Here is a 13,302-nt window from a genome sequence, read left to right on the forward strand (position 1 = left end):
CCACCTTAGATATAAAATTAGAACTAGCCGGCATTGTTGCAATTTTTTTCCTATTTAAAACAAAGATTAAGAAGTATTGTAAGGACTACACATTTTAGATATGTGTAGTCCTTTTAATATCAACTGTCTTACTCAACTAACCTAAATATAATTGTACATTCACTTTTGAATGACATTCAACGTTTGAAGAAGCCTTTGTACCTTTTGTCCTAATCTTACGTGTAAATGGTCAGCATCTTCCGTTTCTTGCGTATTGAGTGCAGCGATGCACAGATGATGGATTGGAATGCTTGTTTCTTGCTTCATGATGTGCATAAGCTGCCCCATAAGCTGAACAGCTGCGCCGTCTGCTAAAGATCGTTTTAGGATAAGCCAAATGGTCAACGCTTCTTGCTGAAGCATGCCGTAAAGGATCATATCGTCTTTGGCGTCTTCTGCGGCAAATTGTGCTAATCCGTTAGCTTGCTCGAAAAACAGCATATCTTCAGCTGACTCTAGCTGCTCATGAAGCGTCTTCGTCCCCGTTCCAATAGACCTTTCCCAAAAGAACCCGCCGTTTTTCTTATGTGAGGAAAGGATGCGAAGAGGCTGATTAATGGAAAACGTCATCCCTTCTGAGCCATATGTCCTCCAGCCATCCGCTATGTTTACAATTGATGCTTTAGAAGGGGCTGCAGGCTCAACCATCAGCTGAGGGTTAGCCCTAAATGGATGCTGGAGCGGTGTCACATTTGTTTCATACACACGGTTGATTCGTTCAGTGGTCAAGACGTGATGCGGCATTCCTAACATGTCTGTCTTTCCTTCATGAAGCAGCAGCAGCCGATCACAATATAAACTGGCGATGTTTACATCATGGAATACGCCAATGACCGTTAATCTAGAGGAAGCAGTTTCTTCTTTAATTAAATCAAGCAAATCTTTTTGATAGGCTAAATCAAGGAAACTCGTTGGTTCATCCAGCAATAAATATTCAGGCTGCTGCGCCAATGCCTGTGCTAAATACACACGCTGCTGTTCTCCTCCGCTTAACTCGTGGATGGATTGATCCTTAAACTGTGCAACACCCGTTTGTTCCATGACTTTGGTGACGACCTGCACATCTTCTTGCGTGACAGATTGCAGCCACCCTTTTTGATATGGATAACGGCCAAATTGGACGGTTTCTTCCACCGTAAATGAAAAAGCTTGGTCCGTTTTCTGCGGCAGAACTGCCATCTTTTGCGCAAGCGTCTTTGGCTGATAGGATTGAATAAGGTGACCGCCGAGACGTACTTCACCGCTCATAGGTGCTAAAATCCCTGCCATCATTTTAAGAAGGGTCGTCTTACCGCTCCCGTTTGGTCCGAGTATACCGAGAAATTCTCCTTGCTTTACTTCAAGATTAATGCCACGAATGACCTCTTTCTCTCCATATCCACCTCTGATTTCCTTCACTTGAATCATACGTGCGTCCCCCCTCTATATTTACGAATGAGGATGATGCCAAATACAGGTGCACCAATTAACGCAGTAATGATGCCAATCGGTAATTCAGTCGGCTCAATGATGGTACGGGATAACACATCTGCTAATACAAGAAAGGAAGCACCATTCAGCATAGACAAAGGCAGTAGATGCCGATGATCCGTAATAGTTAAGAGACGGATAAAATGAGGAATCACAAGACCTACAAAACCGATCGTCCCTGATACCGCTACTGCACTTCCGGTCAGGATCGAGCCCGCCAGCAGCACAATATATTTGCTCCTTTTCACATGTACACCTAATAGCTTTGCCTTCTCCTCGCCATACGTCATCACATTCAAATCTCGTCCCATCAACATTAACGCAAAGGTCCCAACAAGAAAGAAAGGAAGAAAAAGCACAATATAACGCCAGCCCCTCATGGACACACTGCCAAGCAGCCAATGAATGATCTCTTTTAGATCATCACCTGTTAAAGCAATCATCAATGAAATGAGCGCACCCAAAAAAGAGCTGAAAATTACTCCTGTCAAAATTAAAGAAGATATGCTCATCCCCCGATGAACAAGACGCGCAAAAAAGAGAACGAGACAGAGGGTCACAAGCGCTGTTGTCATACTGAATAATGGCAGTGTGAAACTGCCAAAAAGCGGGAGCTGCAAGCTGAAAAACAGGGTCGCTACGGCTCCAACTGATGCCCCTTGAGATACCCCCAGCGTATAAGGGTCAGCAAGAGGATTTTTTAATAAACCTTGAAAAGCTGCACCAGATAACGCAAGTGCTGCTCCGACTAATGCCGCTAATATGACTCTTGGCAGCCGAATGTTCATCATAATATTGCGATCGATAGAATCAATGGTTCCAAACTGCACTCCGAATAGTTCATGAACAAATATACGAAGAATAGAAGGAATGGGAATCCCTAAGCTTCCAAAGGAGATTCCCATTCCAATGCTCATCACAAGAAGTAAAACACTTAGTGTATATGCGATGGTCAATTTATTTGAACGTATCAGGATAGACGTTTTTCGCAAGAGCCTCGACTCCTTCAACCAATCGCGGTCCCGGTCTTGATGCGAGATCCGTATTCAATTGAAAGACTTGTTTTTCTTTCACTGCTTTCATTGCATTCCAGCCGTCTCTTTTCTTCAAGTCAGCTAAGCTGGAACCATCAATTGTCACGATAACATCAGGATTTCGCTTGATGATCGATTCTTCTGTCATTTGCACCCACCCAGTTTGATCGCCTGCAGCATTTTTGGCATGGATAACAGAAAGCATTTCATCCATAAATGTATTTTTACCAGTTGTATAGATTTCAGGTGCACCTGACACTTCGACAAAGACTGTTTTTTGCTTGTCTTTCGAAATCCCCTCTGCTTGTTTCTTGATATCATTCAGCTTTGTTTTCATTTCGTCTACAAGCTTTGTTGATGCTTCTTTCACGCCAGCTGCTTCACCGATCATATTGATTGATTTGTACACATCCTTAAAGGACGTTGCATCATTTACAGTCAGCACTTGGATCCCTGCATCTTCAAGCTGTTTAAATCCATCTTTTGATCCCATCTGAGATGCATGTGCTAAGACAAGATCTGGCTTTAAGGAAATGACCTTCTCGACATTGAATTCAAGTCCGCCAATCTTCTCTACCTTTTCGACTTCCTTTGGATAATTGTCAAAGTCTGATCGTCCAACCATTTTATCTCCAAGACCGAGTGCATAAGCAACTTCCGTATTACTTGGAATTAACGAAACAATTCGTTTAGGCTGTTCTTTGATTTCAACTGTTTTGCCAGCTGCATCTTTTATTGATACTGGAAATGCCGCAGTGGCCGTTTCTTTATTTTGTGACCCTTTTGCTTTGTGATCTGTCTCAGCGCCTGCACATCCTGCTAAAACACCCATCACAAGCAATAACGATAGCCAAATAGCTGTTAACTTTTTCATGAGTGAACCCCCTGTTTATGTACTGCTTAACGAAATCTCTTTCGTCAATTCTTTTCTAATTTCGGGAATATTATACTACAGTGCAGATAGGTTGTATATGTGATTTCTAAAAGCGTCTTTTCTGTTCCTAAAACAAAAAAACAGCCTCTAAAAAGACTGTTTTTCACTCTTCAATGAATTGATTTGTTCTCCATTGATGACGACTTTCTGAAAAGCAGGAGAAACGGCATGCTCTAAAGATAAGGGATACGCCACATCATCTATGACACAATCCTTCATTTTAAAATGTGTCACAGGAGAATGTGCGTATGCGGCTATTTTCACACCATATCGCCCGCCGCTGCTTTTGAGTCCTTCTACTTCAATATGACGTACAACAGGACGGTGCGGACCAGCATCTCCTTCCTCATACATCATGTCGATACAGATCACTTCATGCTTTAGACTTTTCACTGTATTGTTTTTAAAATAAATATGTTCAATGGTGCCGCCTCTGACAGAGTTGGTTTTAATACGCAGTGCCCGGTCAAGGTTCGGACTGTCCATGACATTATCTTCTGCATAAACATACTTTACCCCGCCAGAGATCTCGCTCCCGATCGTCACACCGCCGTGTCCATCCCGCATCTCATTTCTACGAATGACAATGTTTTCAGATGGAATCCCTATTCTCCGTCCATCCTCGTTTCTGCCCGATTTGATGGCAATACAATCATCTCCGTTATCAAAATAACAATCTTCAATGAGCACATTCCGGCATGATTCCGGATTGACACCATCTGTGTTTGGTCCATGCCCAATGATTTTAACGCCGCGGACGATGACGTTATCACTTAACACAGGATGAATTTGCCACATCGGTGAATCCTTCACTGTCACTCCTTCGATTAGCACATGCTGACATTGGTATGGCTGAATAAAGCTCGACCTTAAATAATGATCTTCTCCAAATATCCTTTCTTCTACCGGTATTCTCTTTTCCGCCATTTCAAATAAAAGCTGGCGATCCCGATCCTGAGAGGGCTGGCCATTTGTCCCATACTTCCAAGGCCACCAATGATGCTCATCCCCTCTGCCATCAAGCGTTCCGGCTCCCGTTATAGCGATGTTTTCTGCATGGTGTGCATAAATGAGAGGTGAATAATTATAAAGTTCAACCCCTTCATATCTTGTCAGTACAAGAGGCAAGTAATCCCTTGGGTCTTGGCTGAATGTCACATAGGCTTTCTCATGCAGATGAAGTTCTACATTGCTTTTCAATTCTAAAGCACCTGTCATAAATGTCCCTGCTGGGATCAGCACCCGCCCCCCTTTCAACCGGTGCGCATCATCAATGGCAGACTGAATAGCATTTGTTGAAAGCTCTTGCCCTTCCGCATCTGCTCCATAATGCACCACATTCAATTCACGATCTGGGAACTGCGGTGCTTTTATCTGCTTTAGCACTTGATCAATTCCGTTTACTTTTTTATCTTTCTTCCCTTGCTTTGCTAAACGAGCAATTCCAACTCCAGTTAGTACCGTTCCTGCTGTGATATACATCAAATCCCGTTTTTTAGACACGTACTCATCCCCCAGTCGACTTAAAGTGTGACACCTGTTTTGAAAATAGCCAGCTCTCTAAAATTGTTTTTTTCATGATTTAACAGCTTCCCGCTCGCCACATCAATGACAGTTGAAATGAATTTTTCTAATACAACATCTTCCGGTACATCTTCAAGCAGTTCTCCAGCATTAAAGTCAATCCAGTGCTTTTTTGTTTCATATAAGGCTGTGTTGGTTGAGATCTTCATTGTTGGCACAAACGTACCAAATGGTGTCCCCCGGCCTGTTGTAAACAAGACCATTTGACAACCAGAAGCAGCCAGTGCAGATGAAGCAACCAAATCATTACCAGGTGCACTTAATAGGTTCAATCCCTTTTGTTTCAGCAGCTCTCCATATTTCAATACATCTTTAATATCAGAAGTACCTGCTTTTTGTGTACAGCCAAGAGATTTATCCTCTAATGTCGAAATTCCACCTGCTTTATTTCCCGGGGAAGGATTTTCATATACCGGCTGTCGATGATCCATGAAGTATTGTTTAAAGTCATTGATCATTTGCACAATATTGTCGAAAGTCTTTTCTGATTCCGCTCTCTCCATTAAAATCGTTTCAGCACCAAACATTTCTGGCACTTCTGTTAACACTGTCGTGCCGCCTTGAGCTACAATAAAATCGGACAGTCTGCCTAAAAGCGGATTTGCGGTAATACCAGAGAATCCATCTGATCCTCCGCACTTCAAGCCAATTTTCAGCTCAGATAACGGAATGTCTTCACGATGATCTTCTTTCGCCGCATCATAAATTTCCTTGAGTAAAGCGACTCCCGTTTCTATCTCATCTCCTACTTCTTGGCTTCTTAAAAATTTCACTCTCGTACGGTCATATTCACCTAAAGTGGACTGAAAATCCTCAATGTCATTGTTTTCACAGCCAAGTCCAAGAACGAGTACTCCTCCAGCGTTAGGATGCTTCACCGCATTTTGTAAAATGATTTTGGTATTTTCATGATCGTCCCCAAGCTGTGAGCAGCCATAATTGTGCTTTAATACGAGGGCTGTTTCAAAAGGATGGATGTTTCCACCCATTTCAGCGGTGAATATTTGGATCATTTGATCGGCGATACCATTCACGCATCCAACGGTAGGAACAATCCAAAGCTCATTGCGGATTCCGCTTCCTCCATTTTTTCGTTTATATCCTTTAAATGTAAGATTCGTTTTTTCATAGGGGTTTTCTGATAATGAAGGCTGGTATTCGTATTCTAGCTTGCCAGATAGATTGGTTTTGATATTATGCGTATGCACCCATTCTCCAGCAGAAATGGCAGTCACTGCATGACCAATGGGATAGCCATATTTGATAATATTCTCTCTTTGCTTGATTTCAGCCAATGCAAACTTATGACCTTTGGCGACGGTCTCTTTTAAGATAATCGTATGTCCTTGATGCTGCAGCTCCTCCCCTTGCTCAAGCTCTTTTAAAGCAATACCGACATTATCTGAAGGGTGGATGACAATAAAGTCTTTCATGCTTTCTCCCCCTGACTTTCATATTGATTAGGCATCATTCGATGAACAGCCGCTCTCATCCCATGCGTCTGTATGAGGGTAAGCTGATCAGCTACAGCTTGACTCAATCCATTTATATCCGTTAAATCTCTGCCCCATAATGACTCGCATGAAAGAATTTTCGCTGCAACTCCTTCATTAGAATGGTTTTCCTCTTCCCATGCTTCCTTCATGAGCGTTAGCACAGTTTCATCATCTTTGACCCTTCCTGCATGTGCTCTGTAGAAATAAATGAGACTGCTAAGTGAAAACACAAGTTTCATTGGCAGCTGTTTCTTTCGTTCAACATAATCAAGCAATGACGGAAGATTACGGGTTCGGAATTTGGATACCCCATTCAGTGCAATATCCAGCAATTGATGCTTTACAAATGGATTGCAAAAACGATCCCAAACGGATTGTGTATAAAGAAGAAGCTCATCTTCAGGGAGTTCAAGCCCTGGAAGTACTTCCTCCTCCAGCATACGCCGGACGAACGGACCAACATGCTCATCATCCACAGCTTCTTTTACAGTTTCTAAACCGCATGAATAGGCAATCGGCACCATCGCTGTATGTGCACCATTTAAAATTCGTACCTTGCTCATACGATAAGGCGCAATATCCTCTACAAAAAGTACATTTAATCCTGCTTCTTGAAATGGGAGCTCCTTTTGCACAAAGGCAGGCGCTTCAATGACAAAAAGATGATAATATTCTGCCGTGACAAGCAATTCGTCGATATACCCTTCCTCCTTTTCTACAATTTCAGCCGCTTCCTTAGAGAATCCAGGGACAATCCGGTCCACAAGTGTATTACAAAACGTGTTGGCTTCCTTAATCCATGTAATAAACGCAGGCGGCAGTTCCCACTCATCTGCCATACTGATCACATATTCCTTCAATCGATCACCATTTTGTTCAACCAATTCACAAGGCAGAATGATCAGTCCTTTCTGCTCATCTCCAGCAAATGCTTTAAACCGGTGATACAAGAACGCTGTCAGCTTTCCTGGAAAACTGGCTTGCGGCCGATCCTCCAAACGATCCTCTTTTCTGAACACAAGTCCTGCCTCTGTCGTGTTTGAGAAGACAAAGCGAAGATTCGGGTTTTCCGCTACGTGTAAAAACTCCTCGTAATCCGTATACGTACTAATTCCTCTGCTAATCGATTGGATGATCATACGTTCATTCATTTCTTGCTGGTCATGATATCCCTGAATACATAATGTGTACAAGCCATCTTGTTCATTTAAGGTTGCTACCGATCCTTTTCGTGGAGGAACAACAACCGCTCTTCCTTTAAAATCTGTGCAGTCGTTCAGCTTCTGGATGTGCCAATTGATAAATCCTCGCATAAAATTTCCTTCGCCAATCTGCAAAATCGTTTCCGGATACTCAGCCGCCGGGTATATGGCTTTTGATAATCGTTTCAAATGGATTCCCCTCTCCAAGAAATATGCACACGTGAACATTTTTCTAAGAAGGTGCTGATTACTGCACCTTTTTGACTGAATCTCTAATCATCAGCTCTGTGTGGACATACACTTTTTCCATATGATCCTCTTCTTGCTCTTCACCGTTTATTACTGAAAGGATAGCTTCTGCTCCAAGTGCACACATTTTTTCAATCGGTTTTTTCACCGTTGTCAATGCAGGTGTAGTATAGGACGAAAAAGCAATATCATCAAAACCAATAATAGAAATATCACCTGGACACGTTTTGCCTTTTGCAAATAATGCATTCATTGTACCAATCGCCATGTCATCGTTTGAGCAAAAGAGCGCTGTTGGCGGTTCATCAAGGGCCAGCAGCGATTCCATTGATTCATAGCCGCTTTTCATATGATAATCGCCTTTCATCATATATTCTTTCTTCATAGGTATTTGGTGATCAATTAACGCTTGCAGGAAACCAGCTTTTCTTTCTTGAGTTGATTTAAAGCCTTCTTTCCCTTCAATGATGGCGATTTGTTCATGACCTTGCTGAATGAAATGGTGTGCAGCCTGGTAAGCTCCTTGACTATCATCTGCTAATATATTCATGACCTCATGACTTTCTACACGGCGATTCAGCACAATGATGGGAATGCCCTGTTTCTTCACGTGATGGATAAATGCTTCATCGTGTTCGCTTTGACTCATGAGCAAAATGCCATCGTAGCGTTGTTTATGAATGGTTGTGTAATCGTGAAAGTCGTCAATTCCTCTTACAAAGAGATTATAATACTCTGTCATGACGCTGTTGACACCTTTTAACGCATCCACAAAGAAGCTTGAAGATGTGCCTTCTGTTAAACTTGTAAAAAACAGACCAATTGTAAATGATTTTTGTGATACTAGGCCTCTCGCATGGACATTCGGTGAATAATTCAGCTGTTTTGCAATCGACAAAATCTTTTGTTTTGTCTTCTCTTTAATAAAAGGACTGTTATTCAAAGCCCTTGATACCGTGGTATGAGAGACGTTTGCCAATTTTGCTATGTCTTTAATTGTGACTGTCATGCTATTCCGCCTTTTATGATTTTTTACCATCTTATCATAAAACCGCTTTCATTTTCTTCATGTCATTTTGTTTGGGTGGCGCTTGAGCTGATTTGCCCGGTCAAATTTGAAATACTGCCTGGCATTTTCATAGCTGATTCTTTTCACGATTCCCCCTAACAGCTCAAGATCATAAGGGGCTTCTCCTTTTTCTACCCAATCTCCAATGATATCGCAAAGCAGTCTTCGAAAATATTCATGCCTTGTATACGACAAAAAGCTTCGTGAATCTGTCAGCATCCCAATGAAACGGCTGATCAGCCCAATACTGGATAGAGCCATCATCTGCTCTGTCATCCCTTGTTTCGTATCATTAAACCACCAAGCTGTGCCGTGCTGGATCTTCCCAGGTGTCGTTCCGTCTTGAAAGCTTCCAGCCAATGTGGAAATCACAACATGATCCCTAGGATTCAAGGAATAGAGAATGGTTTTTGGCAGTGCCTGTTCTTGTTCTAAACGGTCTAATATTCTGCAAAGCGGCTTGGCAATGTCTTCATCATTCATCGCATCATACCCTGTATCTGGCCCAAGCCGCTCAAACATTTTCGTATTGTTGTTCCTAAGCGCATTGATATGAAGCTGCATCGCCCAGCCCCGCTCATAGTAAGCCTGACCAAGCTTAATGAATGTTTGTGTTTTAAATTTAACCTTCTCTTTATCCGTCAATGAATGCCCCGACATTTTTTTATGAAAAATGGCTTGCACTTCTTCTTCCGTCGTTTCTTCAAACGTCATTTCGTTAATGGCATGATCTGAGATCAGGCAGCCCTGTTCATGGAAAAAATCAATTCTTGCGAGGAGTGCTTTCAAAAAGTCTTGATAGGATTGGATTGGAGTAGATGAAGCCTTTGCCAGTTCGTGAACATACGCTGTAAATAGGTGATTCGTTATATCGAGTGCCTTATCAGGCCGAAATCCGGGCAGTACTTGCACAGTGAATTCTTCTTCCCGCAATTTTTGATGATAGCAAAGCGAATCGACTGGATCATCTGTTGTCACGACTGTTTCAACGTTCGATTTCACAATGAAGTCTCTTGCACCAAAACCCTCTCCTTGCAGCTTTTCATTTACTTTTTGCCAGATGATGTGTGCGGTTTTTTCGTTTAAAAGTTCTTGAACTCCAAAATATCGTCTCAGCTCTAAATGAGTCCAGTGATAGAGCGGGTTTCCAATGGTCATGGGAATGGTCTTCGCCCACGCCAGAAATTTCTCATAGTCTGAGGCATCCCCTGTGACGTGCGATTCGGGTATGCCATTTGCTCTCATGGCACGCCATTTGTAATGATCTCCGTAAAGCCATGCTTCGGTGATATTATGAAAGGTTTTATTTTCATAGATTTCTTTTGGGCTTAAATGACAATGGTAATCTATAATTGGAAGGTCCTTTGCAAATTCATGGTATAGCTTTTCCGCCGTTTGACTGTTGAGTAAAAACTGATCATCTAAAAAAGCTTTCATCAAACTCCCCCATCTCTCTTATAGATAAAAATAATTTGTTCACGTTAACAATTTTATTGTAATCGTTTACAAAATTGATTTCAATCCTAAAATAGGAAAAAACGATCTCCTTTAGAAAAGAAAATCGTTTTTTGGCTATTTTACAGGTGATGATTTTTTTAGGATAATCGCAATAGTTGTTCCAGTGCCTAGTTCACTTTCAACTTGAATATCACCGTCATGCAGCAAGACGAGCTCTTTTGCTATCGCAAGCCCGAGACCTGTTCCGTTCGTTGGATCGTTTGTATTTGTCCCTCTGTAATAGCGGTTAAATAGGTGATCCACCGTTTCCTGTGCCATTCCGCGGCCATTGTCTTTCATTTCGATTCGAACTTCTTCATCTGTTTCAGATAAAACAGCTGTAATATGTGTGCCTTTTTCGTTATGCTTCACTGCATTCGCCAGCAGGTTCTCAATCACTCGTCTGAACCATGCTTTATCGATCTCAAATATGACACCATCTGTTTGATCTTCAAAGGAGGATGGATAATCCTCAGATGAGGAGCTTCTTGAAAACTCGTCCATAATGGAAGCTAAAAATTCACTGAGTTCAACCGGTTTCCGATTAATAGGCAGGGCACCATTCTTCAATCGGTACGTGAGGTTTAAATCCTCAATCAATGTCGACATGTATTCTGATTTCTCACGAATCACCTGTCCCATTTCTATGACTTCTTCCTTGGACCATTGATATTGATCGGATTCAAGCATGAGTCCATAGCCGTAAATCGTACTTAGAGGCGTTTTCAAATCATGAGACAATCCTGCAATCCATTCTTCCCTTGTGGTTTGAATTTTTCTTCGGTTTGCTTCATTCTCTTTTAATGTAAGCGTGAGCTGATCCATTGTTTTTAGGATATCCTCAAATAATCGGTATTCCCGCTTAATACGGCCTTTTTTATTTTTACTGACTGGAATTCCCTTTCTATTTGTTGGTTCCTGCAATTTATTTCTTGATAAGAAAATCAGCCAGCGAATAATGTGATAAATTGGCAGTCCATAGCGATACGAATACCATGAAGTCATGACAATAATAATGGTGAGTGCAAGACCTGCATTTAAGATGGTTGTATATTGATTTAAAGCGTCTGTCTCTTTATCGTAAAGCTCATCCGGGCTGTATACTTTATTTGGTACCGAAACAATAATATACAGGTTTTTATTCACTTTCATATAAGACAGATCACTTCTAAACTCCCAAGGCTTCGATTGATACTTGAGCAGTTCAACATCTGTTACGTTATGTTTCAAATCGGTGTTGGCTCGAATGCCTTTTAAATATTTTCCTTCGTCATTGAACAAATGCACCGATCCATTCATTCTCTTCAAGAATTCTTTCGTTTCAACCGAATATTGAGATAGTGCAGCCAAATTCTTCTCGTGCTGCTTCAGATAATTGGCTACCTTTGTGCTGTTCGTTTTGAACCCATATAACACGATAAAGCTTTTTTGATCAATCTCAATTGGCCAGAAGTACATCTTGTAATCTTTAAATTGTCTCTTTTCAAAGATTTTGATCATTTCATCCTTTTGATAGGATGTTGGAATGGTTTTAGGGCGATGATAACTATAAACGTTTTTCTTTTTCGAATCAATTACTTGCAGCCAGCCGTCTCGTTTTTTCACTGCTTGCTTGAGCTGATCGTCGGCTTCCATTTTTCCATCCTCGTTAAAATAAAGCCAGCTCATGAGTGTATCTCCATCAGCTTTTGTTAAACCAGTTTCGGTCATGTTCTTGTAGTATTTATTTAAATATAAGTTCTCAGAGAACGTATTCCCAATCATCAAAATGGCAATCACAATAAACATTTGTCCGACAAAGTGAAAGAAAAGTTTTGCTCGTAAATTCATAAACTATTGAAGAACCTTTGCGGGGTGCGGTATAAATTTATATCCCATACCACGGATCGTCACAATATATTCTGGCTGACTCGGATCTAATTCAATCTTTTCTCTCAGCTTTCGAATATGAACCATGACGGTGTTGTTATCACCATATGATGGGACGCCCCATACTTTCTCATAGATTTGATCTTTTGAGAGTACCACATTCGGATGATCACAAAAGTACTTCAGCAAAGAAAGAAGCTGAGCAGAGCATGCCGTCACCTCTCCTCTTACCTTCAATTCGGCTGCATGAGGATGATAGGAGAAATGGGCATAATGATATTGGCTTTGAGTGTCTTCTTGCTCCTCCTGTAAAGAGATATATGTTCGGTTTAGATGAGCCTTAATTCTAGCCACTAGCTCAAGCGGGTTAAATGGCTTGGTGATGTAATCGTCTGCCCCCTGTGCAAAGCCCGTCAGTTTATCGACATCAGACGTTCTTGCAGTTAAATAGAAAATAGGCACTTTCGTTAACTTTCTGATTTCAGGCAGAACGTCAAAACCAGACTTACCGGGCATCATTACATCTAGAAGTAAGAGGTGGATGTCCTCGTTTTTGACAATATCTAATGCTTCATCTGCATGGTAGGCTTTATAAATATGCTTGAATCCTTCTTTTTTTAATACGCGTTCAACCATTTTCACAATTGCTTCTTCGTCATCTGCAATCAATATTTTTGCTGTTTCCACGCATCTCTTTCCTTTCTAGCATGATCTCTAACCGTATATTACCATTGTCTAAAGTAAAAAAGTACCTCTTTTCTGCATAAAAGCGAAAAAATATCAACTGGAGAAAATGGCAGGACTAGGAAGTTTTAAACATGCAAAAAAACCCGGCAGCTGCACCGGGTTCCTATACATC

The 13,302-nt window shown here is 41.4% G+C and carries 10 protein-coding genes; all 10 read right to left on the reverse strand.

The features are described 5' to 3' along the window. Positions 1-159 precede the first annotated feature (159 nt). The 10 genes from BAE31_RS07435 to BAE31_RS07480 all read right to left on the reverse strand — a co-directional run bounded on the left by BAE31_RS07435 (position 160) and on the right by BAE31_RS07480 (position 13,130). Positions 160-1,446: a heme ABC transporter ATP-binding protein gene (locus BAE31_RS07435; protein ID WP_076839997.1), complete on the reverse strand. Its 1,287-nt coding sequence runs from the start codon at positions 1,444-1,446 to the stop codon at positions 160-162. Next, positions 1,443-2,501 carry a FecCD family ABC transporter permease gene (locus BAE31_RS07440; protein WP_076839999.1) on the reverse strand — a complete coding sequence of 353 codons (1,059 nt, stop codon included), beginning with the start codon at positions 2,499-2,501 and terminating at the stop codon, positions 1,443-1,445. The genes BAE31_RS07435 and BAE31_RS07440 overlap by 4 nt, the downstream gene beginning before the upstream one ends. Next, on the reverse strand, positions 2,467-3,417 hold the full coding sequence (locus BAE31_RS07445; protein WP_024426031.1) for an ABC transporter substrate-binding protein: 951 nt from the start codon (positions 3,415-3,417) through the stop codon (positions 2,467-2,469). The genes BAE31_RS07440 and BAE31_RS07445 overlap by 35 nt, the downstream gene beginning before the upstream one ends. Positions 3,418-3,564: 147 nt before the next feature. Beyond that, a complete protein-coding gene (locus BAE31_RS07450) occupies positions 3,565-4,980 on the reverse strand; it encodes a glycoside hydrolase family 28 protein (protein WP_076840001.1) in 1,416 nt (471 codons plus the stop codon). 20 nt (positions 4,981-5,000) lie between these two features. Beyond that, the gene (locus BAE31_RS07455) at positions 5,001-6,494 is read right to left on the reverse strand and encodes a UxaA family hydrolase (protein ID WP_076840003.1); all 1,494 of its coding nucleotides are present in this window, start codon (positions 6,492-6,494) and stop codon (positions 5,001-5,003) included. After that, on the reverse strand, positions 6,491-7,948 hold the full coding sequence (locus BAE31_RS07460) for a tagaturonate reductase (protein WP_076840005.1): 1,458 nt from the start codon (positions 7,946-7,948) through the stop codon (positions 6,491-6,493). Before BAE31_RS07460 ends, BAE31_RS07455 begins: the two co-directional genes overlap by 4 nt. A gap of 58 nt (positions 7,949-8,006) precedes the next feature. Next, positions 8,007-9,017: a LacI family DNA-binding transcriptional regulator gene (locus BAE31_RS07465; RefSeq protein ID WP_076840007.1), complete on the reverse strand. Its 1,011-nt coding sequence runs from the start codon at positions 9,015-9,017 to the stop codon at positions 8,007-8,009. Positions 9,018-9,074: 57 nt separating this feature from the next. Further along, positions 9,075-10,514: a glucuronate isomerase gene (gene uxaC, locus BAE31_RS07470; RefSeq protein WP_076840009.1), complete on the reverse strand. Its 1,440-nt coding sequence runs from the start codon at positions 10,512-10,514 to the stop codon at positions 9,075-9,077. A gap of 135 nt (positions 10,515-10,649) precedes the next feature. Next, positions 10,650-12,404: a HAMP domain-containing sensor histidine kinase gene (locus tag BAE31_RS07475; protein ID WP_075621784.1), complete on the reverse strand. Its 1,755-nt coding sequence runs from the start codon at positions 12,402-12,404 to the stop codon at positions 10,650-10,652. Between the two features lie 3 nt (positions 12,405-12,407). Further along, positions 12,408-13,130, reverse strand: a complete 723-nt coding sequence (locus BAE31_RS07480) for a response regulator transcription factor (RefSeq protein ID WP_024423448.1) — start codon at positions 13,128-13,130, stop codon at positions 12,408-12,410. Positions 13,131-13,302 lie beyond the last annotated feature (172 nt).

This window comes from Bacillus sp. I-2, from assembly GCF_001974945.1.
In the GTDB taxonomy this organism is placed as follows: domain Bacteria; phylum Bacillota; class Bacilli; order Bacillales; family Bacillaceae; genus Bacillus; species Bacillus safensis.

Coding starts and splice junctions, on each gene's coding strand:
- BAE31_RS07435 (WP_076839997.1), bottom strand. CDS start 1,446: ATGATTCAAGTGAAGGAAATCAGAGGTGGATATGGAGAGAAAGAGGTC.
- BAE31_RS07445 (WP_024426031.1), bottom strand. CDS start 3,417: ATGAAAAAGTTAACAGCTATTTGGCTATCGTTATTGCTTGTGATGGGT.
- BAE31_RS07455 (WP_076840003.1), bottom strand. CDS start 6,494: ATGAAAGACTTTATTGTCATCCACCCTTCAGATAATGTCGGTATTGCT.
- BAE31_RS07465 (WP_076840007.1), bottom strand. CDS start 9,017: ATGACAGTCACAATTAAAGACATAGCAAAATTGGCAAACGTCTCTCAT.
- uxaC (WP_076840009.1), bottom strand. CDS start 10,514: ATGAAAGCTTTTTTAGATGATCAGTTTTTACTCAACAGTCAAACGGCG.
- BAE31_RS07475 (WP_075621784.1), bottom strand. CDS start 12,404: ATGAATTTACGAGCAAAACTTTTCTTTCACTTTGTCGGACAAATGTTT.